General features: G+C 74.2%; 26 protein-coding genes. 10 read left to right on the top strand and 16 right to left on the bottom strand.

Going from position 1 to position 25,030, the window contains the following annotated elements:
* Positions 1-59 precede the first annotated feature (59 nt).
* On the top strand, positions 60-1,157 hold the full coding sequence (locus IG94_RS0100335; RefSeq protein ID WP_031029078.1) for an adenosine deaminase: 1,098 nt from the start codon (positions 60-62) through the stop codon (positions 1,155-1,157).
* Here IG94_RS0100335 and IG94_RS0100330 read toward each other — a convergent pair.
* Together IG94_RS0100330 and IG94_RS0100325 are read right to left on the bottom strand one after the other, a co-directional pair.
* A complete protein-coding gene (locus IG94_RS0100330; RefSeq protein WP_031029077.1) occupies positions 1,121-1,636 on the bottom strand; it encodes a mycothiol transferase in 516 nt (171 codons plus the stop codon). The genes IG94_RS0100335 and IG94_RS0100330 overlap by 37 nt on opposite strands.
* A 40-nt stretch (positions 1,637-1,676) precedes the next feature.
* A complete protein-coding gene (locus IG94_RS0100325) occupies positions 1,677-2,561 on the bottom strand; it encodes a LysR family transcriptional regulator (protein WP_031029074.1) in 885 nt (294 codons plus the stop codon).
* Between the two features lie 127 nt (positions 2,562-2,688).
* On the opposite strand from IG94_RS0100325, the gene IG94_RS0100320 reads away from it, so the two are divergent.
* Together IG94_RS0100320 and IG94_RS0100315 are read left to right on the top strand one after the other, a co-directional pair.
* Positions 2,689-3,684 carry an aldo/keto reductase gene (locus IG94_RS0100320; RefSeq protein ID WP_031029072.1) on the top strand — a complete coding sequence of 332 codons (996 nt, stop codon included), beginning with the start codon at positions 2,689-2,691 and terminating at the stop codon, positions 3,682-3,684.
* 552 nt (positions 3,685-4,236) lie between these two features.
* Positions 4,237-4,647, top strand: a complete 411-nt coding sequence (locus tag IG94_RS0100315; RefSeq protein WP_031029070.1) for a hypothetical protein — start codon at positions 4,237-4,239, stop codon at positions 4,645-4,647.
* A gap of 10 nt (positions 4,648-4,657) precedes the next feature.
* On the opposite strand, the gene IG94_RS0100310 is transcribed toward IG94_RS0100315, so the two are convergent.
* From IG94_RS0100310 to IG94_RS0100300, 3 genes are all read right to left on the bottom strand, one after another.
* Positions 4,658-5,941 (bottom strand): streptophobe family protein, encoded by a 1,284-nt coding sequence (locus IG94_RS0100310; RefSeq protein ID WP_282916611.1) that lies wholly within the window; start codon positions 5,939-5,941, stop codon positions 4,658-4,660.
* A 197-nt stretch (positions 5,942-6,138) separates the two neighbouring features.
* Positions 6,139-6,555 (bottom strand): hypothetical protein, encoded by a 417-nt coding sequence (locus IG94_RS0100305; RefSeq protein WP_031029065.1) that lies wholly within the window; start codon positions 6,553-6,555, stop codon positions 6,139-6,141.
* On the bottom strand, positions 6,552-7,136 hold the full coding sequence (locus IG94_RS0100300; protein WP_031029063.1) for a PRC-barrel domain-containing protein: 585 nt from the start codon (positions 7,134-7,136) through the stop codon (positions 6,552-6,554). The genes IG94_RS0100305 and IG94_RS0100300 overlap by 4 nt, the downstream gene beginning before the upstream one ends.
* Before the next feature lie 145 nt (positions 7,137-7,281).
* On the opposite strand from IG94_RS0100300, the gene IG94_RS0100295 reads away from it, so the two are divergent.
* Positions 7,282-7,737, top strand: a complete 456-nt coding sequence (locus tag IG94_RS0100295; protein WP_031029060.1) for an ATP-binding protein — start codon at positions 7,282-7,284, stop codon at positions 7,735-7,737.
* A 64-nt stretch (positions 7,738-7,801) separates the two neighbouring features.
* Here the strand turns inward: IG94_RS0100295 and IG94_RS0100290 are convergent, their stop codons facing one another.
* Positions 7,802-8,698: an RNA polymerase sigma factor SigF gene (locus IG94_RS0100290; protein WP_031029058.1), complete on the bottom strand. Its 897-nt coding sequence runs from the start codon at positions 8,696-8,698 to the stop codon at positions 7,802-7,804.
* A 188-nt stretch (positions 8,699-8,886) separates the two neighbouring features.
* On the opposite strand from IG94_RS0100290, the gene IG94_RS0100285 reads away from it, so the two are divergent.
* Entirely contained in the window at positions 8,887-9,330 is a 444-nt protein-coding gene (locus IG94_RS0100285; RefSeq protein ID WP_031029057.1) for a helix-turn-helix domain-containing protein, read from the top strand.
* Between the two features lie 55 nt (positions 9,331-9,385).
* Here IG94_RS0100285 and IG94_RS0100280 read toward each other — a convergent pair whose 3' ends face one another.
* Entirely contained in the window at positions 9,386-9,988 is a 603-nt protein-coding gene (locus IG94_RS0100280; RefSeq protein WP_031029056.1) for a ClpP family protease, read from the bottom strand.
* Position 9,989: 1 nt separating this feature from the next.
* Positions 9,990-10,643: an ATP-dependent Clp protease proteolytic subunit gene (locus tag IG94_RS0100275; protein ID WP_031029055.1), complete on the bottom strand. Its 654-nt coding sequence runs from the start codon at positions 10,641-10,643 to the stop codon at positions 9,990-9,992.
* A 265-nt stretch (positions 10,644-10,908) separates the two neighbouring features.
* On the opposite strand from IG94_RS0100275, the gene IG94_RS0100270 reads away from it, so the two are divergent.
* From IG94_RS0100270 to IG94_RS0100255, 4 genes are all read left to right on the top strand, one after another.
* Positions 10,909-11,391, top strand: a complete 483-nt coding sequence (locus tag IG94_RS0100270; protein WP_031029054.1) for a VOC family protein — start codon at positions 10,909-10,911, stop codon at positions 11,389-11,391.
* Between the two features lie 39 nt (positions 11,392-11,430).
* Positions 11,431-12,132: a ribonuclease H family protein gene (locus tag IG94_RS0100265; RefSeq protein WP_031029053.1), complete on the top strand. Its 702-nt coding sequence runs from the start codon at positions 11,431-11,433 to the stop codon at positions 12,130-12,132.
* A 95-nt stretch (positions 12,133-12,227) separates the two neighbouring features.
* Complete coding sequence (locus IG94_RS0100260; RefSeq protein ID WP_211269641.1) at positions 12,228-13,442, top strand: FAD-dependent monooxygenase; 1,215 nt, start codon at positions 12,228-12,230, stop codon at positions 13,440-13,442.
* Positions 13,443-13,446: 4 nt separating this feature from the next.
* A complete protein-coding gene (locus IG94_RS0100255; protein ID WP_031029051.1) occupies positions 13,447-14,430 on the top strand; it encodes an aldo/keto reductase in 984 nt (327 codons plus the stop codon).
* A 25-nt stretch (positions 14,431-14,455) separates the two neighbouring features.
* Here IG94_RS0100255 and IG94_RS0100250 read toward each other — a convergent pair whose 3' ends face one another.
* On the bottom strand, positions 14,456-14,800 hold the full coding sequence (locus tag IG94_RS0100250) for a hypothetical protein (RefSeq protein ID WP_031029050.1): 345 nt from the start codon (positions 14,798-14,800) through the stop codon (positions 14,456-14,458).
* A 249-nt stretch (positions 14,801-15,049) separates the two neighbouring features.
* On the opposite strand from IG94_RS0100250, the gene IG94_RS0100245 reads away from it, so the two are divergent.
* Positions 15,050-15,475: a DUF6328 family protein gene (locus IG94_RS0100245; protein ID WP_234018284.1), complete on the top strand. Its 426-nt coding sequence runs from the start codon at positions 15,050-15,052 to the stop codon at positions 15,473-15,475.
* Positions 15,476-15,492: 17 nt separating this feature from the next.
* Here IG94_RS0100245 and IG94_RS0100240 read toward each other — a convergent pair whose 3' ends face one another.
* The 7 genes from IG94_RS0100240 to IG94_RS0100210 form a co-directional block, all read right to left on the bottom strand.
* Positions 15,493-15,921, bottom strand: a complete 429-nt coding sequence (locus IG94_RS0100240; RefSeq protein WP_031029047.1) for an SsgA family sporulation/cell division regulator — start codon at positions 15,919-15,921, stop codon at positions 15,493-15,495.
* Positions 15,922-16,027: 106 nt separating this feature from the next.
* Complete coding sequence (locus IG94_RS0100235; protein ID WP_031029045.1) at positions 16,028-17,002, bottom strand: LLM class F420-dependent oxidoreductase; 975 nt, start codon at positions 17,000-17,002, stop codon at positions 16,028-16,030.
* A 59-nt stretch (positions 17,003-17,061) separates the two neighbouring features.
* The gene (locus IG94_RS0100230; RefSeq protein ID WP_031029042.1) at positions 17,062-18,675 is read right to left on the bottom strand and encodes a serine/threonine protein kinase; all 1,614 of its coding nucleotides are present in this window, start codon (positions 18,673-18,675) and stop codon (positions 17,062-17,064) included.
* Between the two features lie 101 nt (positions 18,676-18,776).
* Positions 18,777-19,736, bottom strand: coding sequence for a threonine/serine dehydratase family protein (locus IG94_RS0100225; protein ID WP_031029040.1), 960 nt, complete (start codon positions 19,734-19,736; stop codon positions 18,777-18,779).
* Positions 19,737-19,858: 122 nt separating this feature from the next.
* Positions 19,859-20,536 carry an AIM24 family protein gene (locus IG94_RS0100220; protein ID WP_031029036.1) on the bottom strand — a complete coding sequence of 226 codons (678 nt, stop codon included), beginning with the start codon at positions 20,534-20,536 and terminating at the stop codon, positions 19,859-19,861.
* Positions 20,537-20,599: 63 nt separating this feature from the next.
* Positions 20,600-21,913, bottom strand: a complete 1,314-nt coding sequence (locus tag IG94_RS0100215) for a CAP domain-containing protein (protein ID WP_031029033.1) — start codon at positions 21,911-21,913, stop codon at positions 20,600-20,602.
* A gap of 90 nt (positions 21,914-22,003) precedes the next feature.
* Positions 22,004-24,967, bottom strand: a complete 2,964-nt coding sequence (locus IG94_RS0100210) for a helix-turn-helix transcriptional regulator (protein ID WP_031029031.1) — start codon at positions 24,965-24,967, stop codon at positions 22,004-22,006.
* Positions 24,968-25,030: the final 63 nt, after the last annotated feature.

The following is a 25,030-nucleotide window of genomic DNA, read 5'->3' as shown; positions in this document are numbered from 1 at the left end:
GCTCCGTCACCCCTCTCCCGCCGCGCCCGCGCACCGAACCCGCCGAGGAACCACCGCACATGACATCTACGCGCATAGACGCCGAGACCGTCCGCCGCCTGCCCAAGGCGGTCCTCCACGACCACCTCGACGGCGGCCTGCGCCCCGCCACCGTCGTCGAGCTGGCGGAGGGCGTCGGCCACGTCCTGCCCACCACCGACCCCGACGAGCTGGCCGCCTGGTACTACGAGGCCGCCAACTCCGGCGACCTGGTGCGCTACATCGCCACCTTCGAGCACACCCTCGCCGTCATGCAGAACCGCAAGGGCCTGCTGCGCACCGCCGAGGAGTACGTCCTCGACCTCGCCGCCGACGGCGTCGTCTACGGCGAGGTGCGCTACGCCCCCGAGCTGATGACCGCCGGCGGGCTGGCCCTCGCCGAGGTCGTCGAGACCGTGCAGGAAGGGCTGGCGGCCGGCATGGCCAAGGCGGCCGCGGCGGGTACGCCGGTCCGGGTCGGCACCCTGCTGTGCGGGATGCGGATGTTCGACCGCACCCGCGAGACCGCCGGCCTCGCGGTCGCCTTCCGGGACGCCGGGGTCGTCGGCTTCGACATCGCCGGCGCCGAGGACGGCTTCCCGCCCGCCGACCACCTCGACGCCTTCGCGTACCTGCGCCGCGAGAACGTGCCGTTCACCATCCACGCCGGCGAGGCACACGGGCTGCCCAGCATCCACCAGGCCCTCCAGGTGTGCGGCGCCCAGCGGATCGGCCACGGCGTGCGGATCGCCGACGACATCCCCGACCTCGCCGCGGGCAAGCTCGGCCGTCTCGCCGCCTGGGTGCGCGACCGGCGGATCGCCCTGGAGATGTGCCCGACGTCCAACCTCCAGACGGGCGCCGCGACCTCGATCGCCGAGCACCCGATCACCGCGCTGAAGGACCTCGGCTTCCGGGTCACCCTCAACACCGACAACCGCCTCGTCTCGGGCACGACGATGACGCGCGAGATGTCCCTGCTCGTCGAGCAGGCGAGCTGGAGCGCCGAGGACCTGCGCACGGTCACGGTGAACGCCCTCAAGAGCGCCTTCCTGCCGTTCGACGAGCGTAACGCCCTGATCCGGGACGTCGTCCTGCCGGGCTACGCCTCCGCGCTCGGCAGCAGCCCGCGGGCATAGGCGGCCTGTCCGGCGTGCTGGAGATCGTCGGACAGGACGCTCACCAGACGGGCGCCGAGGGTGACCGGGGGGTCCCAGTCCTCGTCCACGACGCGCTCCAGGTCCGTGGCGGCCAGGGAGCGCAGGGCGCCGAGCGTCTGCTCGTGCACGGCGTCGTAGTAGCCGGTCAGCAGGCCGGGCGAGTCGACCCGTACCTTCGCGACCTGCGCGGAGTCGTGGCCGTACCCGGTGTCGTGGCGGGGCAGGCCGAGGCCGAAGCGTTTCTCCCAGTCCCCGGCCAGCCACACCTGGTCGAGCCCGAAGGCGTCGGCGACGTGGTCGTCCTGGACCCGGGTGAGGTGCCAGACCAGCCAGGCGACGGAGTTGGCGTCGGCGGCGGGGCGGGCGTTCAGACCGTCGGGGCCGAGGCCCTCGACGGCGGCGTGGACTTCTTCCCGGATACGGCTGTAGCCCTCGATGAGGATGTCCTTCGCATGCATACGTCCACCATCGCGCAGTCGGGCCGCGCGCGCTCCCCGTTCACGCGCCCGCCGCGTCCAGCAGCCCCATCAGTGCCCGCGCCGCCGGGCTGGTGGCCTGCTCAGGCGGCAGCAGCGCGATGGTCTCGTACTCCGTCGCGTCCGCGTCCTTCATCGGCAGCGAGGTCAGCGCGGCCCGCTTGTGCCGGAAGTGCCGCGGCACGACCGCGATGCCCAGGTTCTCGTCGATCAGGTCGAGCAGGCCGTGCACGTCGTTCACCTCCAGCGGGACGGTCCGGCGCACCCCCGCCGCGGCGAAGACGGCGTCGGTGACGCGCCGCGGGCCCCAGTCCGGGTGGAAGTCGACGAAGACCTCGTCGGCCAGCTCGTGCGGAGTGAGGACCGCGCCTCCGGCCGCGAGCCGGTGGCCGGGATGGCACAGCACCGTCATCGGCTCCCCGGCCAGCGAGACCGAGCGCAACTGGTCCGTGTCCGCCTGGGTGCGGTAGGCGAAGGCCAGGTCGAGCCGGCCCGCCGCGACCTCCTCCGCCAGCTCGCCGGAGCCCGCCTGCCGCAGGCGGATCTCCACGTCGGGGTGGAGCCGGCGGAACCCGGCGAGGAGCCGGGCCACCGGCACCCCGGCGATGCACTGCTCGGCGCCCAGCGACAGCGTGCCGCGCAGCACCCCCTGCACCGCGGCGACCGCCTCGTGCGCCGACCGCACCTGGGCCAGAATCCGCTGCGCCTCGCCCAGCAGCGCCCGGCCGGCCTCCGTCAGCGTCACGCGACGGGTCGTCCGCACGAACAACGGCGCCCGCAGCTCGCGCTCCAGTGCCCGGATCGACGCCGACAACCCGGACTGGGAGACCAGCAGCCGTTCCGCCGCGCGGGTGAAGTGCTGGTCCTCGGCGACCGCCACGAAGTGCTGGAGATGACGCAGTTCCATGATTGAGAAGCGTAACCGCGCAATCCCATCGGATTCTTCTGTTGGACCACTGTCCGCAGGTCACGCCAGAGTGGGAAACGGTCGCACCCGAGCCCTTCCACCCCTGGGCCAACCCTCTGGAGTCGCGTTGTACACCGCACACCCCGACCGCTACGCGGACCCCTCGTTCTACCGGCGCAGCGGACGCAGTGGCCTCAAACTCCCCGCGCTCTCGCTCGGCCTGTGGCACAACTTCGGTCCCGACCGCCCCGTCGAGACCCAGCGCGCCATCCTGCGCCGCGCCTTCGACCTCGGCATCACCCACTTCGACCTCGCCAACAACTACGGCCCGCCCCCCGGCTCGGCCGAGTCCGCCCTCGGAGAGGCCCTGAAGGCCGACTTCGGGCCGTACCGCGACGAACTGGTGATCTCCACCAAGGCGGGCTACCTGATGTGGCCCGGGCCGTACGGCGAGTGGGGCTCGCGCAAGTACCTGCTGAACTCGCTCGACCGGAGCCTGGCCCGGATGGGCCTGGACCACGTCGACATCTTCTACTCGCACCGCCCCGACCCGGACACTCCGCTGGAGGAGACGATGGGCGCCCTGCACACGGCGGTGCAGCAGGGCAAGGCGCTCTACGTCGGCGTCTCCAACTACTCCGCCGAGCAGACCCGCGAGGCCGCCCGCATCCTCGCCGGGCTCGGCACCCCGCTGCTGATCCACCAGCCGCGCTACTCCATGCTCGACCGGCGCCCGGAGACCGGCGGCCTGCTGGACGCCCTCGACGAGCTGGAGGTGGGCTCCATCGCCTACTCCCCGCTGGAGCAGGGACTGCTGACCTCCCGCTACCTCGACGGCATCCCCGAGGACTCGCGCGCCGCGAGCGACAGCCCCTTCCTCAAAACCGACGCCGTCACCGGGGAACTGGTCGGCAAGCTGCGCGCCCTGGACGAGATCGCGTCCTCGCGGGGCCAGTCGCTGGCCCAGCTGGCCCTGGCCTGGGTGCTGCGGCAGGGCAGGGTGACCTCCGCCCTGGTCGGCGCGAGCAGCCCGCAGCAGCTGGAGGACAGCGTGTCGGCCACCCGGAACCTGGACTTCGGCGCCGACGAACTGGCCCGCATCGACAAGATCGTCCAGCGGTAGGGCCGACACCGGGCGATCGTCCGTGGGTGCGGGCGCGGGTGCCGGCCGCGCGGACGATGCGGCCGCCGCCATTGGTCCAGGCCGCGGCGGCCGCCCCGGCGCGCGCGGACGAGCCCGCGTGCGCGACCGCGGAACGGCGGCAGGCGGCACCTTGTGACGACGGGTGGGCGCGGACGGCGCGATCGGCCGCCGTCATGCGGTGTGCGCTGGTCGGGGCGGGTGCACCGGCCGCGGGGACCCGGCGCCGCGAGCGCGCCGGCACTCCCCGCAGCCGTCGGGGGCGGCGGCCCGCCGCCCCCTGAGAGGGGCCGGCGGCGGAGGAGGGGCGGCCGCGCACCGGCGCCTCGGAGCGGGCGGTGCGATTTTCGGCCACCAAACACCCTGAATATGCCAGGAGACTGGCCAAAAATTCATGGTGACAGTGGTTCAGTCGTGAACATACTCACCTCTAGGGCCTTTCACACCATGCGACAGAGCCCTCACGCACAGCACACGAGCCGCACGAACGCCGTGCCCGACCGGCAGGCGGCAGGGTGACGGGGGAGGGTAGCAGTGCACGACGAGTTCCTGTGCCACGTCACCGCATACGGCGTCTGCGACGGCCGGCGCATCGGCGTCCCCCTGGGAACCTACCGGGCACCCACCCTCGCCCTCGCCCTGTGGTGGCTGCGCGACCGCGCCTCCTGGATGGCCGAGCGGCTGGACCCCCGGCCCGACATCCCCTACTTACCCCGGGGCGCCCTGACGCCCGTCGCCGACGACGCGCCCGACGTACCGCGCGTCCTGCGGGCCTGGTGCGCCGACGACCTGCAGCAGGAACTGGTCGCCGACGAGTTGGCCGCCGGACGACTGGTGCGCCTCGCGACCAGCGACGACACCACCGAGTACGAGCTGATGGCCGAGTCCGTCGACGCGCTGCGCATGCAGCGGGCCGCGCCGCCCCTGGTCGTCCCCGTCGCCTGAGACCCGCCGGCTACGACCCCGAAGGCGCCCGTCCGGACCGTCGTCCCACCCACCGCGCGAGCAGCGCGCCGAGCGTCCCCGCGACCAGGCCCCACAGCAGGGCGAGACCGACCGCACTGCGCAGCCGCGGCCGCAGGAACACCTGCCCGGACAGACCACCGCCCAGGTCGCCGATGCCGAGCACCGACAGTCCGTAGTGCGCGGAGACCCGGCCGACCAGCCCGATCATGAGCACCGTGAGCGCCAGCGCCACGCCCGTGCGCACGGCATGCAGCCACAGCGGCGTCCGGGCCGCGGAGCGGTACGCGACGAGGAAACCGGCCGCCAGGACCAGGACCGCCGCGACGACCAGCAGCCACCACATCCGTCCGTCCCGGTCGCTGAGCGTGCCCAGGTTCACGGTCGACACGTCGGGCGTGCGCAGCACCTCGTCCAGCACGCGCGGCACGGGCAGTCCGAAGGGCCCCTCCACCCGCCCGTCCCACGTCGCCCCGAGGCCGACGGTGAGCGCGAGCCACGCCAGGTTGGGCAGGCCGAGCAGCAGTACGGCGAAGGTGTCCGCCGGATGCCCCCGCGTACCGGCGACGACCAGGGCGACGACGGCACCGAGGACGACGTACGCGAGCAGCAGCGCGACCATCGCGCACGTCACGGGCCGCGCCGAGGCCCGCAGGGCCGGCAGCCGTCCGGGCAGCGGCGCCCCGCGCGCGACCAGCAGGGCCAGGACGAACACCCCTGCCAGCCACAGCAGTCCGAACAGGACGGTGAGCGGCACGTCCGTGGTGAAACCGACCCGCGGGGCGACCCCGAACAGGTCGCCGAGGTCGCTCAGCACTCCTTCGCCGAGGGAGACCTCGAAGGTCTGCCGCGCGGCGAAGGCCGCCCCCAGCAGGGCGAGCAGCCACAGGAACGCGATGCGCCCGGCCCACCCCGCCAGCTCCGCCGGGCCCGCGACGGCCCGGTGCCGCAACGGCCGCAGGAAGCCGCGGGCGATCACCAGCGCGCCGGTCAGGGTGACGGAGAGCGGGAGTACGGCCAGGCCCGCGTCGGTCTCGGCGAGCCCTTCGGCGTCACCGGACATCTCCAGCGCGCCGCCCACGGCGGTGACGACGGTGGCCGCGACCACGCGCGGGAAGGCGTTGTCGGGCAGGTCAGCGGCTCCGGCCGCCCACAGCCCGAGCGCCGCCACGGCACCCATGGCGACCAGCCCGGCCAGCACCGTCCCCAGGGCCTGGGCCCAGCCGTGGCCGACGACCGGCGGTGCGGCTGGTCCCGCGGGTCCGGTGGGTCCGATGGGACCGGTGGATCCGGTGGGTCCGGCGGGTCCGGCGGGTCCCGAGGGTGTTCGCGCGCTCACCCCGCCACGCTAGGCACCTCCCGCCCCGCCCGCCCGCCGAGAGGGCCGTCCGCCCCATCCGCCCGTCGCCCGCGCCCACCTCTGCCCCCGGGATCCGGTGCCGGGACGCCGCGGCGGACGGTTCGCGTCCCGGGTCAGTACGCCCGCACGACCAGGGCGTGGTCACCGAGTCCCAGCAGGCGGGCGGGCGACAGTTCGCCGCGGCTGGTGAAGAGGGCCAGGAGCCGGCCGGTCGCCGGATCGAACGCCGCGTCCAGGACCGTGCCCTGTTCGGTGCCCGTGTCGGTCAGGACCCGGTGCCCCAGCAGTTCCCGGCGGGGCGGCGCCTGTTCGAGCGGGGCGGGGGCCCGGACCCGCACGGCGCCCGGACCGGCCGTAAGCACCGAGTCCCAGGGCAGCACCGTCTCCCGGCGGAGGCGGCCGGCCCGGAGCCGTACGTGGCTGACCCTCGCGGACGCCGCGTCCACGCCCAGGGACGTCACCGTGCCGAGCGGCCCGGCGACACCCGGCGCCGTCACCGGCAGCCCGCGCGCCTCGCTGAAGAGCATCACGGCAGCGACCCCCGCCGAACCCCGGGCACGCCGCAGACCAGGGCGGTGAAGCCCGACAGGTCGTCCGCCACGTGCCGGACGGCCTCCCCGGGCAGGACGAGAGCCCGGCCGGCGACCTCCAGCGTCTCGCCGCGCGGCACGTACACCCGCCGCCGGTGCCGCGTGGGCCCCGGCGCGAACCCTCTGCTCGCCGCGACGCGGAAGCCGACCACGCGCCCGCCGGTGCCGCCCTCCACCACCACGTCGAGCACCGTGCCTACCTCGGTACCGGCCTCGGTCACCACCCTCGCCCCCAGCACCCGGGCCCGTACCGTCTGCTGGTGCGCCGTCATCGCCGCCGCGCTCACCAGGCCCCGCCGGCCTCGGACCATCACCGCGTCGTGGCCCAGCGCGTACACCGCCGACCAGGGCAGACCCTCCTTCAGCGGACCCGACAGCAGCCCCCGTCCCGTCAGGGTGAAACCGGTGATCCGGGCCGCCGAGGCGTCGCATACGGTGTCCTTGACGTGAGCGACCGCGTCGCCGCCCAGGGTGACCACCGGGCGCGTGGTGAGGCTTCGTGCGGTCATCAGTTCGTTCATCGCACACCCTTCCCACACCTGCGGGTTCCCCTCGGCGGTGTGACGATGCCCGCACTCCGAAAAGACGGGGACTGCGCCGCGACACCTGGGGTACGAGGACAGGTGCAGCAGCGTCCGGCCAGTCCGGCTTCCGAGAGAGAAACGCATGACCGAGTACCTGGACGGGGCAGTGATACCGACTGGTTTCGACGTACCCGTTGAACCGCTGAGGCGGGCGGCACACTACTCCGGTGAGCCGGGATGCATAGCCGAGGCGCGTTCCTTCGCCTCCCTCTTCCTCGACCAGCTGAGGACGGAATGGTGCGCCGCGATCGGCCCGCGGGCCGACGGCGCCGTCCTGCTGGTGGTGAGCGAGCTGGTCACCAACGCGGACCGGCACAGCAGGGGTCCGTACATCCTGGAGCTGGAGGGCACGGACACCTCGGTGTCCGTGACGGTCTACGACAGCAGCGGCGCGGTGCCCGAGCGCTTCCCCCGCGACCCCGAGCGGATCGGCCAACACGGTCTGGAGATCGTCCACGCCCTGGTGGACGCGGTCGTCGTCGAGCGCGTGCCGGTCGGCAAGCGGGTGTGCGCGACGGTGCCCCTCACCGGAGGGTGAGGAGCCGCCGCAGGGCGAGAAGGGCGAGAGGCGCCGCGCGGGCCGGGATTCCGTGCCGTGCGGATCAGGCGCAGCCGAGTTCGCCCAGCATGCCCTCGCGCAGCCGGGTGATGATGCGCTTGATCAGCCGGGACACGTGCATCTGCGAGCAGCCCAGCTCCGCGCCGATTTCCGCCTGGGTCGCCTCCTCCACGAACCGCATGTGGAGGATCCGGCGGTCGCGCTCGCTCAGCTCCGCCATCAGCGGCGCCAGCGAGTGGAAGTCCTCGACGAGCCGCAGCCCGTACTCCTCGACGCCGATGAAGTCGGCCAGCACCGACTCCCCGTTCTCGGTTCCTTCCCCGGTCAGCGCGGCGTCCAGCGACGTGGAGTTGTAGCCGTTGGACGCGATCTGTCCTTCCACCACCTCGTTCTCGCCGATGTTCATCAGCGTGGCGAGTTCGGCGACGGTGGGCTCGCGGTCCAGGCGGGAGGAGAGCTCCTCACGGGCCTTGGCCAGCTCCACCCGCAGTTCCTGAAGCCGCCGCGGCACGTGGACCGCCCAGGTGGTGTCCCGGAAGAAGCGCTTGATCTCACCGACGATGTACGGCAGCGCGAACGACGTGAACTCGACCTCGCGCGACAGCTCGAACCGGTCGATGGCCTTGATCAGGCCGATCATGCCGGTCTGGACGATGTCCTCCATGTCGTCCCCGCGACCGCGGAAGCGGCCGGCGGCGAACCGCACGAGCGACATGTTCATCTCGATCAGGGTGTTGCGCGCGTACTGGTGTTCGCGCGTGCCCTCTTCGAGCTCCGTCAGGCGCCGGAAGAACTGGCGGGACAGCCGGCGCGCGTCACGCGGCGCCACGGTGCCGGCATCCACGACCTCCGGCAGCGTTCCGTCGTCCGTCCCGCCTCCTGCGGTCCCGGTCGTCTCCTGGACACCCTGCGCTTGCGGCCGGACCACGGCGGTCTCCATTGCCTCTCCCACGAAAATCACGGTGCAACGTCTCCCCCTGGGTCTCGGGCTTCGGGCTTCCCCAGGCTTTTCCGCCAGCGAGTACCCCGGGCGCGGCAGCGCATGCCTCCCCGAGTCACGAGTTGGATTCCCCTCAGGGCGGAACGCCGGACCCTTCCGCCCCGGAGCCGGGCTCCTAGGCTGAGGAGGTGACCAGCCACGTGCCGAACGAAGCCCGCGTCATCGCGCTGCGCCCGCAGGGCCCGCGTCCGCAGACCGTCCGCCCGGGGAGTGGTCCGCCCGCCCGGCCTGCCGGGCCGGAGCAGCGGCCGCCCGCCGCCCGGGAGCCCCTGTGGCGCGACCTGGTCGGCGATGTCCTCCGGCGCGAACGCCTCGCCCAGGAACGGACCCTGAAGGAGGTCGCCGAGTCGGCCCGGATCTCCATGCCGTACCTGTCGGAGGTGGAGCGCGGACGCAAGGAGGCGTCGTCGGAGGTGCTGGCCGCCGCCGCGGGCGCCCTCGGACTCGGCCTGGCCGACCTGCTGGCGCGGGCCCAGGGCGAGTTGGTGCGCCTCGCCTCCCGTCACACCGGCGCCGCACCGGGCCGGGGCAGGTCCGGGTCCCGGTTCGACGGGATGTGCCTGGCCGCCTGAGGACCGCTCGGTCCGGCGCCCCGCCGCACGCACGGCGGGGCGCCGGACCGCCGTCTCACACCGTGGCCAGCCGCCGGCTCAGGACCTCGTCGGCCAGCCCGTACGCCACCGCCTCCTCGGCGGTGAACACCTTGTCCCGGTCCATGTCCGTGCGCAGGGTCGCGACGTCGTGGTGCGTGTGCCGGGCCAGCACCTCCTCCACCTGGGAGCGGATGCGCACCATCTCCTTCGCCTCGAGCGCCAGGTCGGAAATGGTCCCCCGGCGCCCGCCGCTGGCCGGCTGGCCCAGCAGGACCCGGGCGTGCTCCAGCACGAACCGCCGCCCGGGATCGCCGCCGGCCAGCAGGACCGCCGCCGTGGACGCCGCCTGCCCGACGCAGAAGGTGGAGATGGGCGCCTGCACGAAGGTCATCGTGTCGTAGATCGCCATCAACGACGTGAACGAGCCGCCGGGGGAGTTGATGTAGACGGCGATCTCGCTCTCCGGCGCCGACGACTCCAGGTGCAGGAGTTGCGCGATCACGACGTTCGCGACGCCGTCGTCGATCTCGGTGCCCAGGAAGATGATCCGCTCCGAGAGGAGCCGGCTGAAGACGTCGTAGGAACGCTCGCCCTGCGGGGTGCGCTGGACGACGTTCGGAATCGTGTAGCCGCTCATCTCAGAGTCCCATCCGTCGCCTGGCGGCGGCCGGGCGCACGTCCGTGAAGGACTGGACGACCTGGTCCACCATTCCGTACTCCCTGGCCTGTTCGGCCGTGAACCACCGGTCCCGGTCCCCGTCCCTGCGAATGGTCTCCGGGCTCTGCCCGGTGTGCTCGGCGGTGATCCGCTCCATGGTCCGCTTGATGTAGTCCAGGCTGTCGGCCTGGATCTCGATGTCGGCGGTGGTGCCGCCGATGCCCGCGGACGGCTGGTGCATCATCACCCGCGCGTTCGGCAGCGCGTAGCGCTTGCCCGGCGCGCCGACGCTCAGCAGGAACTGGCCCATGCTGGCGGCGAATCCCATGGCGAGCGTCGAGACGTCGTTGGGGATCAGTTGCATCGTGTCGTAGACGGCGAGCCCCGCGTGCACGGAACCACCGGGGCTGTTGATGTACAGGCTGATGTCGGTGCGCGGGTCCTGCGAGGACAGGATCAGCAGCTGGGCGCAGACCCGGTTCGCGGACACCTCGTCGACCTGCGTGCCCAGCAGCACGATCCGCTGGTCGAGCAGCTGCGCGGCGAGGCGGTCGTCGAACGGGGTGGCGGGCGTGTCGCCCTCCTCCGCCCGGGGCGGTGCGGCCGGGCCGGGGCCGGCGATGAGTGGAGACATCGGCGCTCCTTGTCGAGTCGTGAAGGTCATGGAGGTCGTGAAGGTGATGGAAGGTGGTGGAAGACCGTGCGGGAGGTGGTGCGCGGCGGTCGGGGCCGCCGTTCCCCCCACTCTCGGCCCGCCCGCGCCCCCGGCGGGGACTTCTCTGCCCGCGGCAGATTCGCCACGGGCAGAGGAGCCCGGATCGCGTCGTCCCGGCACCGATGAGTTTCGCGGCCCGCGCCGGTCGACAGTGGTGACCGGGTTCCACACCCAGGAGGCAGTCATGAACACCGACGGATTCACCACGTGTCTCTGGTTCGACGGCCAGGCGGAGGAGGCCGCGCACTTCTACGTGTCGCTCTTCAAGAACTCCGGCGTCGGCGCCGTCTCCCGCTACCCCGAGGGAGGACACCGGCCCGCCGGAACCGTCCTCACCGTCGAGTTCACGGCCAACGGCCAGAAGTTCGTCGCGCTCAACGGCGGTCCCGAGTTCACCTTCAACGAGGCGGTCTCCTTCCAGATCACCTGCGACGACCAGGAAGAGGTCGACCACTACTGGGCCAGGCTCACCGAGGGCGGCGGCACGGAGGGCCCCTGCGGCTGGCTCAAGGACCGGTTCGGCGTGTCCTGGCAGGTCGTCCCCGCCAGGCTGGAGGAGATGTTCCGCGACCCGGACCCCGCCAGGGCGGCCCGCGCCAACCAGGCCATGATGGCGATGGGCAAGCTCGACATCGCGGCGCTGGAGCGTGCGTACGCCGGAGACTGAGCGGACCACCGGGGTCGGGGCGCCCGGCCGGGCCATGGCATGATCGGGCGCATGCGTGAACGTGTGGTGGCCGCGTGCGACGGGGCTTCGAAGGGAAACCCGGGTCCGGCCGGCTGGGCCTGGGTGGTGGCCGACGCTACGGAGAGCCCGGTGCGCTGGGAGGCGGGCCCGCTCGGCAGGGCCACCAACAACATCGCCGAACTCACGGCGCTGGAGCGCCTGCTGGCGTCCACCGACCCCGGCGTACCGCTGGAGGTGCGCATGGACTCGCAGTACGCGATGAAGGCCGTCACCACCTGGCTGCCCGGCTGGAAGCGCAACGGCTGGAAGACGGCCGCGGGCAAGCCCGTCGCCAACCGGGAACTGGTCGTGCGCATCGACGAACTGCTCGGGGACCGCTCCGTCGAGTTCCGCTACGTCCCCGCCCACCAGGTCGACGGCGACCGGCTCAACGACTTTGCCGACCGCGCCGCCAGTCAGGCGGCCGTGGTCCAGGAATCCGCGGGCAGCGACCTCGGCTCGCCGGAGCCGCCGCCCGCCCCGGACGTCCCGGCGGCCCGCAAGGCACCCCGGCGCAAGGCGAACACGGCCCGTGCGGGCGGCGGTTCCTCCGCCCGCACCATCAAGGCGAAGTTCCCGGGACGCTGCCTGTGCGGCCGTTCCTACGCGGCGGGCGAGTCCATCGCCAAGAACGACCAGGGCTGGGGCCACCCGGAGTGCCGCACCGCGGCCGCCGGATGAACCGCCCGGCCCCGGCCGGGTAGCGCGGTCTGACGCCACCTCCTTGCTACTCTGCGTCTCCACACGGTCACGACGAGTACGTATCAGGGGTGCGCGTGAAGGTCGCCTGCGTCGGCGGCGGGCCCGCCGGCCTGTATCTGTCGATCCTGCTGAAGCTGCGGGACCCGTCCCACGACATCACCGTTCACGAACGCGACCCGGAGGGCTCCACCTACGGCTGGGGCGTCACCTACTGGGGCGGTCTCCTCGACCGTCTGCGGGAACACGACCCCGAGTCGGCCCGCGCAGTGGAGGAGTCCTCCGTGCGCTGGCGGGACGGCGTCGCCCACGTCGGCGACCGGTCCACCCGGCACCGCGGCGACGAGGGCTTCGGCATCGGCCGCCACCGGCTCCTGGAGATCCTCGCCGCCCGCGCCCGCTCACTGGGTGTGGACCTGCGGTACGGGCAGGGCGTCACGGGCGACGCCCCGCCCGCCGCCGACCTCGTGGTCGCGGCCGACGGTGCGGGCAGCGCACTGCGCACCCGCCACGCCGCCCACTTCGGCACCGAGATCGCGCACGGGAGCAACCACTACGTGTGGCTCGGCACCACCAAGGTCTTCGACGCCTTCACCTTCGCCTTCGCCGAGACCGGCCACGGGTGGGTCTGGGCGTACGGCTACGGCTTCGGGCCCGGCGGCAGCACCTGCGTCGTCGAGTGCGCGCCCGAGACCTGGCGGGGCCTCGGCCTCGACCGGGCCGACGAGGCCGAAGCACTGGTCCTGCTGGAGAAGCTGCTCGCCGGCGTGCTGGACGGACACCCGCTCACCGCGCGGTCCGCGGGCCGCGCCGCCGCCCCGTGGCAGACCTTCCGCACCGTCACCAACCGCACCTGGTCCAGGGACAACCTCGTCCTGCTCGGGGACGCCGCCCACACCACGCACTACTCCATCGGCGCCGGCACCACGCTCGCCCTGGAGGACGCCATGGCGCTGGCCGCCGCCCTGCACGAACGCGGCACCGTCCCGGACGCCCTCGCCCACTACGAGCGCGAACGCCGGGCCGCCCTGCTGCCGGTGCAGAGCGCCGCCCGGTACAGCGCCCGGTGGTACGAGAACCTGCCCCGCTACATCCACCTCCCCCCGCGGACGATGTTCGCCCTGCTCGGCCAGCGCCACTCGCCGCTGCTGCCGTACGTCCCGCCCCGCCTGTACCACCGCCTCGACCAGGGGGTGAGCCGCCTGGAGGTGCTGCGCACGCTCAAGCGCCGTCTCGGCCCGCGTCTGGCACGGGCCGCGCAGCGGACGGCGGACCGGCGCATGACAGACTGACGCCATGGACGAGCGCACTTTCGACAGGTCTGACCAGCACGCGTCGGTGATCGGCCTCGGCACCTGGCAGCTGGGTGCCGACTGGGGAGACGTCGACGACAAGGAGGCCCTCACGGTCCTGGAGGCGGCGGCCGAGTCGGGGGTGACCTTCTTCGACACCGCCGACGTCTACGGCGACGGGCGCAGCGAGCAGACCATCGCGACCTTCCTCGCGAGCCGCCCCGACCTGCACGTGCTGGTCGCCACCAAGATGGGCCGCCGGGTCGACCAGATCCCGCAGAACTACGTGCTGGACAACTTCCGGGAGTGGAACGACCGTTCGCGCCGCAACCTCGGCGTCGACCGCCTCGACCTCGTGCAGCTGCACTGCCCGCCGACGCCCGTCTACTCCACCGACGAGGTGTTCGACGCCCTGGACACCCTCGTCGAGGAGGAGCGCGTCGCCGCGTACGGCGTCAGCGTCGAGACCTGCGCCGAGGCGCTGACCGCGATCGCGCGGCCGGGCGTCGCGAGCGTCCAGATCATCCTCAACCCGTTCCGCATGAAGCCGCTGCGCGAGGTCCTGCCGGCCGCCCGGGCGGCCGGCGTCGGCATCATCGCCCGGGTGCCGCTCGCCTCCGGCCTGCTGACCGGCAAGTACACCGGCGACACGGTCTTCGCGGCCAACGACCACCGGAACTTCAACCGGCACGGCGAGGCCTTCGACCAGGGCGAGACCTTCTCCGGCGTCGACTTCGCCACCGGGGTGGAGGCCGCGACGGAGTTCGCCGCGCTCGCCCCCGAGGGGTACACCCCGGCCCAGCTGGCGCTGCGCTGGATCGTCCAGCAGCCCGGCGTGACCACGGTGATCCCCGGCGCCCGCTCGCCCGAGCAGGCGCGCGCCAACACGGACGCCGCCCGGCTGCCGGAGCTGTCCGAGCAGACGCTCGCGGCCGTCCGCGACCTCTACGACCGCCGGATCAAGGACCAGGTCGAGAGCCGCTGGTAGGACCGGTCGACGGCGTGCGGCCGTCTCACGGCACCAGGCGAAGCTGCCGCTCCCGCTCCTGGTCGCCGGCGGCCGCCCCTTCGTTCCGCGCGGTGAACGCGTGCGTCAGCGTCTCGCTCGCCGCCTCGACGGCCTGCGGCGTGCCCTGGACGGTGACCGTCACCGGCGCCGACAGCGCCGCGCCGGCCGTGCGCCCCGCCGGGGACGGCGGCGTCGCCGGCGCGTCGAACGTCGCGGTGCGCACCGTCGCGTGGTCGTCGGCGGGCAGGCCGTCGGGTGTGCCGAAGACCCCCTCCAGCGCGCGCACGATCACCCGCGCGTCGTCGATCCCGCCGCCGCTTAGCGTCACGGTGAGCTGAGTGTCGGACATGCTGCGTTCCTCCTGCGCCTCGGTCGGTCCCGGCCGTGTAACCGCCCCCTCGTCACCCAAACCGGGCGCCGCCGTCCCGGCGCGGCGTCTGTTCCCGGGATCCCCGGCCGTCTGGGACCGGGGATCCCGGGAACAGGGAAGAGGACGCACCGACGGCCACCGGGAGGAAGAGTGGGCAACTCGGGCACGGCTGAGGACGAGGGCCGGCGCAGGGGGCGCAACGAGACCGAGGAGGAGCGCGCCGACCGGATGTGGACGGAGCTCATCCAGGAAGTCCGGGTCGCGCAGATGGGCGTCCAGATCCTGTTCGGCTTCCTGCTCACGGTCGTCTTCCAGCCCAAGTACGAGCGCCTGTCCGACACCGACCAGACGATCTACCTGATCACGGTGGTCCTCGGCGCCGTCACCACCGGCGCCCTGATAGGACCGGTCTCCCTGCACCGCCTCGTCTCCGGGCGGCGGGTGAAGCCCCAGGCGGTGCGCTGGGCGTCCCGGCTGACCGTCCTGGGCCTGGTGCTGCTGCTCGCCACCACCGCCTGCTCGCTACTGCTCATCCTGCGCGTCGCCACCCACGACGGCTTCGTGCCCTACCTGGTCACGGGCGTGGTGGTCTGGTACCTGCTGTGCTGGTTCGGGCTCCCGCTGTGGACCCGGTACCGTCACACCGAGCGTTGAGGGCCGGCGCGGCCCGCTCAGCCCTCGGCCGCCAGCGCCGCCAGGAAGTCGTCGACACCGACCTCCTCCTCGCCCGGCGGGACCACCGCGTGCGTCTCCCGCAGAAAGGCCTCGACGGCGGCCGCCCACACGAACACCACGGCGTGGTGCCGTACTCCGTCGGAGTGGTCGTCGCCCAGCAGCTCGACGCGCAGTTCCTCCCACATGCCGTGCGATTCCGGCCGCAGCCGCACGTCCCCCGCGCCGACCGGGCGGGTGAGACCCTCGCCCACCATCTCCCGGTCCAGCGTCCAGCGGGCCAGCACCCGTCCGTCGTGGCTGAAGACCACGGTGAGCGCGAACGGGTCCGCCGCGTCGTAGCCCAGGTGGGCGAGCACGGGGAAGCGGTCGGCGGTCTCGCCCGCCTGGAGCTGCACGACGAGGGTCTTGTGCACGGCTGCGTTCACGGGGCCTCCAGCGGGACGGACGTAGAGCCCTCTAGTACCCCGCCCGGCGCCAAGATGCCCGGGCGGACGGGTGATTCGTCCGTCCCGCGCCCCGTCCGCCGCACCCTTACCGGCCCAGCGCCTCGCGCAGCGCGGGGAGCAGGGTCTTCTCGGACCAGTCCAGGAAGGCCGGTTGGGACTCGCCGCCGATCTGCACCAGAGCGACCTCCGTGAACCCGGCCTCGGCATACGGGCGTACGGCCTCGACGAACGCCTCCGGGTCGTCGCCGCAGGGGATCGACGCGGCCACGTCGTCCGGGGTGACGAACTGCGTCGCCGCGTCGAAGGCGTCCGGGTGCGGCAGCTCGGAGTTGACCTTCCAGCCGCTGCCGAACCAGCGGAACTGCGCGTGGGCGCGCTCGATCGCGGCCTTGCGGTCCGGATCGTAGGACACGGGCAGTTGGCCCACCCTCGGCTTGCCCGCGCCGCCGTGCCGGTCGAAGGACTCGATCAGCCCGGCCTTGGGCTCGGTCGCGATCACCAGGTCGGCGAGTTCGCCGGCCAGCCTGCAGGACTGCTCCCCCGAGACGGCGATCCCGATGGGCGGCGCGGTCTCGGGAAGGTCCCACAGCCGGGCCGACTCCACGTCGAAGTGCGTGCCGCGGTGGTTCACGTGCTTGCCCCCGAAGAGGCCGCGGATGATCTCCACGGCCTCCCGGAGCATCTCGTGCCGCACGTCGGCCGAGGGCCAGCCGCCGCCCACCACGTGCTCGTTGAGGTTCTCGCCGGAGCCGAGCCCGAGCCGGAAGCGGCCCTCGGACAGCAGTTGCAGGGTCGCCGCCTTCTGCGCCACCACCGCCGGGTGGTAGCGGAACGTCGGGCACGTCACGTACGTCATCAGCGGGATGCGGGAGGTCGCCTGGGCCGCCGCGCCGAGCACGCTCCACGCGTAGGGCGCGTGGCCCTGCGAGCGCAGCCACGGGAAGTAGTGGTCCGAGGTCACCGAGAAGTCGAACCCCACCTCCTCGGCCCGCACCAGATGGCCGACCAGCTCACGGGGGCCGGCCTGCTCGGTCATCATCGTGTATCCGATTTGCACCATACCGGGCGAGTCCCCGCCCCGGCCGAGCGAAAACGGCGGCAGACCCGGTACGCCCGGCCTCAGTCCCGCCGCTCCCGGAACGTCGCGAGGAACGCGGCGAGTGCCCGCTCGTTGCCGGGGTCCGCCCAGTCTCCGGCCAAGGTCGTCCAGCGCAGCGAGAAGCTGCGCCCGCCGCCGAGGAGGTAGCCGCGTCCGAAGGTACGGACCCGGGCACCGTCGGCCCGGGCGACCCACTCCATGTCGGCCGCCTCCCGGCCCTGGTACGTCGTCGCCCGGATCGCGCCGATCCGCCGGTAGCCGTGCCGGCGGGCCAGGCCGGGTTCGACGTCGTCGCGCCACACCGCCACCGGGTCCGCGCCCGCGCGGCTGCTGTAGGTGACCACGAGGGTGCGCGGATCGCCCGACGCGCCGAAGACGACCCGGTACGCCCCGCCCGGCGCGCGCGAGGTGTCCAGTCGCCGCCAGCCGCCGGGCAGGGCGACGGAGAAGCCCTCCGGCGCGTCGTAGCGGCGGAACCCGGCGGGCACGGTGCCGCCCGGCCGCGACGGCGCGGGACCGGAGGCGGCAGGCGGGGACGAGGCGGCAGGCGGGGACGAGGACGGGGGAGCCGTGGGGCTCGCCTCGGCGGGCGGGGACGCGGGGGCCGAGGGGCGCCGCCCCGCGTCCGTGGCGGGCCCGTCGTCCGGGCCCGACGTCCCCTGGGCGGCGGCCAGGGCGGCGGCCGTGACCGTGACCAGCGCCAGGGCGGTCCCGGCGACCGTGCCGCGCCTGCCCCAGGAGTGGACCGCGCCGAGTGCGCCGGCGTACGCTCCGCTGGGTCGCGGCCGGGGCACCGGGCCCACTTCCGCCTCGGAACCCTCCGCGAGCACCCGGGTGAGCGCCGCGCGCACCACCGGCCGGGTCAGCCGCTCCCGGTAGTCCTTGCGCAGCAGGCCCTGCACGGCCCGGGAAAGCGGCCCGGCACGCACCGGCGCGCGCAGCGGCAGCCGGTCCACGCCCCGCAGCGTCGCCTCGGGCCGGCCGCGGTCACGGAACGGGGGACGTCTCTCGACCATCGTGTACAGCAGCGCGCCCAGCGTCCACAGGTCGGCCGACGGACCGATGCGCTCGTCGCGGGCCTGCTCGGGCGAGGCGTACGCGGGGGCGGCGAGCCGCGGGGCGAGCGTCGTGCCGGCCAGGCCGAAGCCGGTGACGACGACCGACCCGTCGTCGCGCACGAACACCTGTCCGGGGCTGAGTTCCCCGTGTGTGATGCCCTGGCCGTGGGCCGCCTCCAGTACGGCCAGCAGTTCCAGCGCGACGCGCGCCGCCCGCACATGGCCGAACGCGCCGTGCCGGTCCAGGAGGCCGCCCAGCGGCACGCCACCCTCCCGCCCGGTCACCGTCCACAGGCTGCCGTCCGCCACCACCGCGTCGACGACCGGGGCGACGCGCCCGGGACAGAGCGAGGCCACGGCCGAACCGGTGCGCAGCACCCGGGCGGCGGCCCGGGAGGCGGCCCCGCCCGGCCGGTCCTCGGGGAGTCCCACCCCCGTGACCAGGCACGGCCGGCCGGTCTCCGCGTCCTCGCCCGACCAGGAGACGCGGTTCGTCTCGCGGTGGACCACCTCGAACAGGCGGTACCGTCCGGCGAGCAGCCCCTGTGTGGAGACCTGTGCCCAGCCCATGGCCATCCCTCGTTCGCACCGCCGGCTCTCATCGTGCCCAGAGGTACGGCGGGCGGGTCCGGGCGTGTTCAGCGAAGGGGCGGACCGGCGGCAGTTCTGACCTTGGGTCAGCGCAGCCCGAAGCGGTCCGCCCAGGACGCCATGTCGGCCGTCGTGGCGTTGCCGCCGCACACCACGAGTCCGATCCGGGCCTCGGGCCCCACCCGCTCCACCACGCGCCGGGCCGCCGGCAGCAGACAGCCCGCGGCCGGCTCGGTCCACACCTTCGCGTGCTCGGCCAGCGTCAGCGACCCCTCGACGGCCTCCCGGTCCGACACCACGAGCACGTCGCGGACCAGTTCCGACACATGCTCGTACGTCAACTGCGAGACGGAGGGGGCGCTGAGCGTCGTGACGACGGACGACAGCGCCACCGGCAGCGGACCGCCCGCCGCCAGCGCACCCGACATGGCCTCGGCGCCCTCGGTCTCCACGCCCCAGATCCGCACGTCGGGCCGCGTGGCCCGCAGGGCGGCCGCCACGCCCGCGATCAGTCCGCCGCCCCCGATGCTCACCAGGACGTCGGTGAGCCGCCCGGCGTCCTCGGCGAACTCCAGCCCTACGGTGCCCTGTCCGGCGATCACCACCGGGTCGTCGAAGGGGTGGACCAGCGTCAGCCCCTCCTCCCGCAGCCGCGTGACGAGGGCGAAGGCGCTGTCCATGCCGTCGGTGAGCCGCACCAGCGCGCCGGCCTCCTCGGCGGTCTCCACGGAACGGGCCGGCGCCGTACGCGGCATGACCACCGTGGCCTTCACGTCCAGCGCGGCGGCCATCACCGCCACCGCGATGCCGTGGTTGCCGCCGCTGACCGCGACGACCCCGGCGGCCCGCTCGGCCCCGGTCAGCGACAGCAGCTTCGCCGTCGCGCCACGCGCCTTGAAGGAACCGGTGCGCTGGAGCAGCTCCAGCTTCGCGGTGACGGGGACGCCGAGCAGCGCGGACAGCCCCGGGCTGGGCACGGTGGGGGTGCGTACGACGTGTCCGGCGATCCGCTCGGCGGCGGCTTCGATCTCCGTGATCCCGATCAAGGCAGGTCTTCCTTCCGGTGCGGGCGGTGATCCACTCGCCCCCGGGCACCCTTTCGCGCGACGCGCCCGAGGTCAACACGCCTCCCGGAGGGCGCGCGCGGGACACGGGGGCGCGCGGCGCCTCAGTGCTGCTGGGCCTTCTGCGGTGTCGCCTCGCTGGGCCGGACGACGACGAAGCCCTGCCCCTGGAGGAGCAGCTGGACCGCCTCCCCGGAGCCGCCGCGCAGCATCGAACCGATCGACTGGGAGCGGTGCAGCGAGGTCTCCAGCCCCGCCGACCAGCCCACGATCGCGTCCGTGTCGACGTAGACCGGGTACTCGGGCGAGACCGGGATGACCAGGGGGCTGCCCTCGCAGACCAGCCCCAGCCGGCCCTGCCCGGTGAAGACGCTGTTGAAGAGCCCGCCGCCGGCGATGCCCGAGCCCTTCACGGTCGCGATGCGGTACGAAAGCGTCGCGTCGAAGCACAGGACGTTGCGGCCGTTGACCGTGAACGCGTCGCCGGGCTCCACCTCGACGATGAAGCAGTTCTGCGCCTCGTGCGCGAACCACGCCTCGCCCTGGCCGCGCACCGCCATCAGCGGCAGCCCCTCACCGGTCACCGCGCGTTTGAGCATGCCGCCCACGCCCTGGCCCTTGCGCTCGAACTGGAGGCCGCCGCGGTAGGCGATCATCGCGCCCTGCCGGGCCAGCATCTCGCCGTTCACCGTGTACCGGACGCACTTGGAGTTCTCGACGGTCATGCCCGGCGCCGTGGCGGGCTGCACCATGTGCTCGCTGGAAAAGAGGTCACCCTTCATGGCGGCATCCTGACCCGGAGACACCCGTTCCGCCAAGGTCCGGGGCCCGTGCTCCCGGTCTGTTCAGCCGCCGAAGAGCTGGGTCCAGTACGTGCCGGCGCGGCCGCCGCCGGCCAGGCCGACACCGAGGTGGGTGAAATCCGACTTGAGGATGTTGGCGCGGTGCCCCGGGCTGTTCATCCAGCCTTCCACGACCTCGGCGGGGGAGCGCTGGCCGCAGGCTATGTTCTCGCCCACCGTGCGCCGCGAGGAGCCCGCGGCGGCGGCCCGGTCCCAGGGCCGGCCGCCGTCGGGGTCGGTGTGGGAGTAGAAGTCGCGGGCCACCATGTCCGCGCTGTGCGCCTGCGCGGCCCGGGCCAGCCGGTCGTCGGGCGCCAGCGCGGGCAGCCCCGCCCCGGCCCGCTCCCGGTTGGTCAGGGTGAGGACCTCCGCCGCCGTGCGCGCCAGGCCGCCCGGGGTGAGCGGCACGGCCCACAGCGCCGTCCAGAACGTGTCGCCGGCCGGCCCGCCGGTGACGTGCGCCCACCCGGCGTGGGTGAAGGCGGCGTCGTGCAGCGTCCGCCGGGTGCGCTCGGTGCGCAGGCAGTACGCGACGAACTCGGCCGGGGTGCGCGGGCCCGAGACCAGGTGCTCGCCGACGGTCAGGTACGCGAATCCGGCCGAGACGACGCGCTGGTGGACGGCGACGCCGTCGCGGGTCTCCACGCTCAGGGCTCCGGCGGCGGCCATGGCCGCGGAGTGCGCCCCGGCCGCCGAGACCAGCCGGGCGTCGGCCCGCACGGGTGGCGAACCGGCTGCCGCCCGGGCCGAGTTGACCAGGTCCAGGAAGCCGTCGTCGGGGGCGGAGCCGGAGGACCGCGCTGAGGGGGCCGGGGCCGTGCCCGGTTCCGGCCGCGATTCGTCGGTCACCTCCACGCCGAAGTCACGGGCGAGACCGGCGAGTCCGTCGGCGTACCCCTGGCCGAGGGCACGGAGCTTCCAGCCCCCGCCGCGCCGGTAGAGCTCCGCGAGCAGCAGGACCGTCTCCGGACCCGGGCGTGGGGGCGTGAACCGGGCCAGGGCGCGCCCGCCGGCGTCGGCGACCCGCAGGGTGGGGGAGGGGAGCGCGTTCAGGACCGTCCCCGGGTCCGCGCAACTGACCACCACCGTCACCCGGGTGGCACCGGCCCGCAGCCGCGCGGGGTCGACGGTGAGCGTGTCGCCCCGCAGCCGGGTCCCGGGAGCGTCCGGCTGGTTGTAGAAGACGAAGTCCTCGTCGCCGCCCACCTTGCCGCCGTCGTCCGTGACGAGCGCGGACACGTCGAAGGCGCCCGGCACCCGCAGGCTCACGGGGCCGCCCGGCAGAGGGGTGTTGCCCCCGGGGACCAACTCGCTCATCGTGCCGTCCTGTGTCGTCGTCGCGCTCCGGTGTGTGTGCGGGTGCCGGGTCAACGTCCGCCGGGCGGAGGGGGTTCCCGGCCGCGGGCGTCAGCGCGACGTCGGCTCCGGGGCGATCAGGCCCCGCCGGTGGGCGACCGCGACCGCCTCCGTGCGGCTCGCCGCGTGCAGCTTGGCGAGGATGTTGGAGACGTGGACGCTCGCGGTCTTGGCGCTGATGAACAGCTCCTCGCCGATCCGCCGGTTGGTGTGGCCGAGGGCGAGCAGCCGCAGGACGTCCTGCTCCCGCGCGGTCAGCACCGCGCCCCCCGTACCGCCCCGCGCCGGGTCCGTGAGCCGGCCGCGGCGGGCCAGGTCGTCGAGCCGCTCGCGCAGCGGGGCCGTGCCGAGCCGGTCGGCCTCCCGGCGCACCGCGTCGGCCTCGGCGGCGGCCTCCTCGCGACGGTCGGCCGCCAGCAGCGCCTCGGCCAGCCGCAGCCGGCACCGCGCGCGTTCGTAGGAGTCGCCGTACGTGAAGGCGGCCACCGCTCTCTCCCAGGGCGCCGGGTCCGGCCCGGCGGCGGAGATCCGGGACCACTCGGCCTCCGCACGCGCCAGCCACGCCTGGCCCTCCGGTCCCTGGGGAACGTCGTCGTAGCCGTGCTCGGCCGACCGGCGGGCCTCGGCCAGCAGATCGGCCGCCGTCTCCTGCCACCGGGCCGCCCCCGCCCCGTCCCCGGCCCGGCGCAGCCCGGCCACCGTGTCGGCGACCGCGGACAGCGCCAGGGCGGCGAGCCGTACGGTCACGGCGGGCCGCGTGCCCGCCTCGGTGAGCGCCTCGACGCTGGACCGCATCCACCGCACGGCGTCCTCCGCGTCCCCGCGCAGGGCCGCCGCGTCGGTCAGCACCAGCCCCCCGACCATCCGCGCCATCCAGTCGAACGGCCCCTCCAGCAGGGTCCGGGCGCGGTCGGCCGCCCCGGAGTCGCCGCGGGCCAGCGCCACGTAGAGGCCGGGCCCGAGGGCGTGGCCGTCCACGGCGGGCAGGGCCTCGGCCTGCCCGGCGGACTCGCGCAGCACCTCGTCCCAGTGGCCGAGCGTGTACTGCACGAGCAGCCGCAGATACCGCATCTCCCGCGGATAGGGCGAGGACAGCAGCCCGGCGCGGCGGGCCCGGTCCAGCCCCTCCGACGCCCAGTGCAGGCACTCCCGCAGGTCGCCGGACTCGAAGCTGCCGATGGCGAGGTTGAACAGCGCGCGCAGCTCCACGGGCGCGTTCCCCGCCCGCCGGGCCAGCTCGCGCGCCTCCAGCAGCCGCTCCCGGCCCGCCGGGGTGGACCTGTTGCCGCCCTCCAGACTCGTCAGGGAGATCAGCAGATCGGCGCGGGCGTCCGTGACGTCCAGGTCCTCGGCGACCCGCAGCGCCCGGCGGGCCACCCGCAGCGCCGTCTCGTTCTCCCCGACCTGGCGGCCGGCCATCACGTGCGTGGCCGCCGCCCACACCCACGTCGACGACGGCGGCTCGGCGGGGATCAGCCCCAGCGCCTCGCTGCTGTGGGCGTACGCGGCCGACAGGTTGTCGACGCTCAGCAGGTTCCCGGCGAGGGTGTAGCGGACGCGGGCGGCGAGCTCCAGGTCCGCGTCCTGGCCGAGACCGGCCAGCGCGGAGCGGGTGAGGGAGACCGCGCGGTGCAGCTCCCCGGCGTGCGCCGCGGCGGCCGAGGCCCGCAGCGTGAGCGTCACCGCGTCGGGCCCGGCGGGGCGCGCGGCGGCGTCCACCGCCGACCACAGGTCCAGGGCCGCCTCGACGTGCCGCAGCTCCTCGGCGGGCGCTCCGACGCGCTGGGCGTGGTCGGCGGCCTCCAGCGAGGCGGCGAGCGCCTCGGGCAGGTCGTGGCTCTCCCGGGAGTGGTGGGCGCGCTCGGCCGCGCTGTCCGAGCGGCGGTCGGGACCCGCGAGCAGCCGGGCGAACGCGCCGTGCAGCCGGGCCCGCTCACCGGGGAGCAGGTCGGCGTAGACCGCCTCCCGGGCGAGGGCGTGCCGGAAGGAGTAGGTGTCCTCGTGGCCGGAGACCAGCAACTGCCGTTCCACCGCCTCGCGCAGCGCCGACTCCAGCTCCTCCTCGGGCAGGCCCACGGCGTCCCGCAGCAGGTCGTGCCCCACGCGGCGCCCGGCGACCGCGGCGGTGCGCAGCACCTGCTGGGCGGTCTCCGACAACTGCTCGAACCGGATGAGCAGCACGTCGGCCAGCCCGCTGGGCACGCCCCCGGCGGGCGCGTCCGTGGCCGCCACCAGTTCCTCGGCGTAGAACGCGTTGCCCTCGGCGCGCTCGACGATCCGGCGCACGGTGGTGTCCGGCAGCCGCCGCTCCCGCAGCCCGCGCACCAGCCGCGCCACGTCGGCGTCGGGCAGCGGCCGCAGCTCCAGCCGCTCCACGCCGGGCAGCCGCACCAGCTCGGCCAGCAGCGGGCGCAGTGGATGGCGGCGGTGCAGGTCGTCCGCGCGGTACGAGGCGAACAGCGCGAGCCGGCGGGTGGGCGCCGTGCCCGCCGGCCGCTGCAGCACGCCCCGGCTGAGCAGGAACCTCAACAGGTCCCGGGAGGACTGGTCGGCCCAGTGCAGGTCCTCCAGGACCAGCAGCAGCGGCGCCACCCCGGCCAGGTCGGTCAGGAGCGCGGCCACGCCCTCGAAGAGCCGCAGCCGCGAGGGTGCCGCGGCGCCCCCTTCCTCCGGACCGCCGCCGAGCAGCCGGTCGGCCACCGGGTGGGCGGCCAGCACGGCGGCGAACCGCTCGTCGGCGGCCAGTATGCCGAGTACCTCGGTGAACGGCAGATACGGCAGACCGACGTCGCCCAGGTCCACGCAGTGGCCGGTGAGCACGGTCGTCCCGGCCGCGGCGGCCCGCCCGGCGACCTCGTCCAGGATCCGGGTCTTGCCGACCCCGGCGTCCCCGGCGACGAGCACCGCGCGGGCCTCGCCGGCCCGGGCGCGGTCCAGTACGCCGGTGAGGCGCGCCAGTTCGTCCTCGCGGCCGACGAGCGGGCTGGTGACGGAGGTCTGCGACACGCCGTCCATCCTGGCACGCGGGTACGACAGCGGTCCTGCCCGTTTCGGGCGCGACCCCGAAGGGGCCCAATG

It is taken from the genome of Streptomyces olivaceus (assembly GCF_000721235.1).
Lineage (GTDB): Bacteria > Actinomycetota > Actinomycetes > Streptomycetales > Streptomycetaceae > Streptomyces > Streptomyces olivaceus.
Note: the sequence above shows the minus strand (reverse complement) of the source record. Positions and strands in the feature narration are given on the sequence as shown.

Excerpts from the sequence above, each read along its gene's own strand:
- IG94_RS0100335 (WP_031029078.1), top strand. The coding sequence starts at position 60 with ATGACATCTACGCGCATAGACGCCGAGACCGTCCGCCGCCTGCCCAAG.
- IG94_RS0100330 (WP_031029077.1), bottom strand. The coding sequence starts at position 1,636 with ATGCATGCGAAGGACATCCTCATCGAGGGCTACAGCCGTATCCGGGAA.
- IG94_RS0100325 (WP_031029074.1), bottom strand. The coding sequence starts at position 2,561 with ATGGAACTGCGTCATCTCCAGCACTTCGTGGCGGTCGCCGAGGACCAG.
- IG94_RS0100300 (WP_031029063.1), bottom strand. The coding sequence starts at position 7,136 with ATGAACGAACTGATGACCGCACGAAGCCTCACCACGCGCCCGGTGGTC.
- IG94_RS0100295 (WP_031029060.1), top strand. The coding sequence starts at position 7,282 with ATGACCGAGTACCTGGACGGGGCAGTGATACCGACTGGTTTCGACGTA.
- IG94_RS0100290 (WP_031029058.1), bottom strand. The coding sequence starts at position 8,698 with ATGGAGACCGCCGTGGTCCGGCCGCAAGCGCAGGGTGTCCAGGAGACG.
- IG94_RS0100280 (WP_031029056.1), bottom strand. The coding sequence starts at position 9,988 with ATGAGCGGCTACACGATTCCGAACGTCGTCCAGCGCACCCCGCAGGGC.
- IG94_RS0100275 (WP_031029055.1), bottom strand. The coding sequence starts at position 10,643 with ATGTCTCCACTCATCGCCGGCCCCGGCCCGGCCGCACCGCCCCGGGCG.
- IG94_RS0100270 (WP_031029054.1), top strand. The coding sequence starts at position 10,909 with ATGAACACCGACGGATTCACCACGTGTCTCTGGTTCGACGGCCAGGCG.
- IG94_RS0100265 (WP_031029053.1), top strand. The coding sequence starts at position 11,431 with ATGATCGGGCGCATGCGTGAACGTGTGGTGGCCGCGTGCGACGGGGCT.
- IG94_RS0100255 (WP_031029051.1), top strand. The coding sequence starts at position 13,447 with ATGGACGAGCGCACTTTCGACAGGTCTGACCAGCACGCGTCGGTGATC.
- IG94_RS0100250 (WP_031029050.1), bottom strand. The coding sequence starts at position 14,800 with ATGTCCGACACTCAGCTCACCGTGACGCTAAGCGGCGGCGGGATCGAC.
- IG94_RS0100245 (WP_234018284.1), top strand. The coding sequence starts at position 15,050 with ATGTGGACGGAGCTCATCCAGGAAGTCCGGGTCGCGCAGATGGGCGTC.
- IG94_RS0100235 (WP_031029045.1), bottom strand. The coding sequence starts at position 17,002 with ATGGTGCAAATCGGATACACGATGATGACCGAGCAGGCCGGCCCCCGT.
- IG94_RS0100230 (WP_031029042.1), bottom strand. The coding sequence starts at position 18,675 with ATGGCCATGGGCTGGGCACAGGTCTCCACACAGGGGCTGCTCGCCGGA.
- IG94_RS0100220 (WP_031029036.1), bottom strand. The coding sequence starts at position 20,536 with ATGAAGGGTGACCTCTTTTCCAGCGAGCACATGGTGCAGCCCGCCACG.
- IG94_RS0100215 (WP_031029033.1), bottom strand. The coding sequence starts at position 21,913 with ATGAGCGAGTTGGTCCCCGGGGGCAACACCCCTCTGCCGGGCGGCCCC.
- IG94_RS0100210 (WP_031029031.1), bottom strand. The coding sequence starts at position 24,967 with ATGGACGGCGTGTCGCAGACCTCCGTCACCAGCCCGCTCGTCGGCCGC.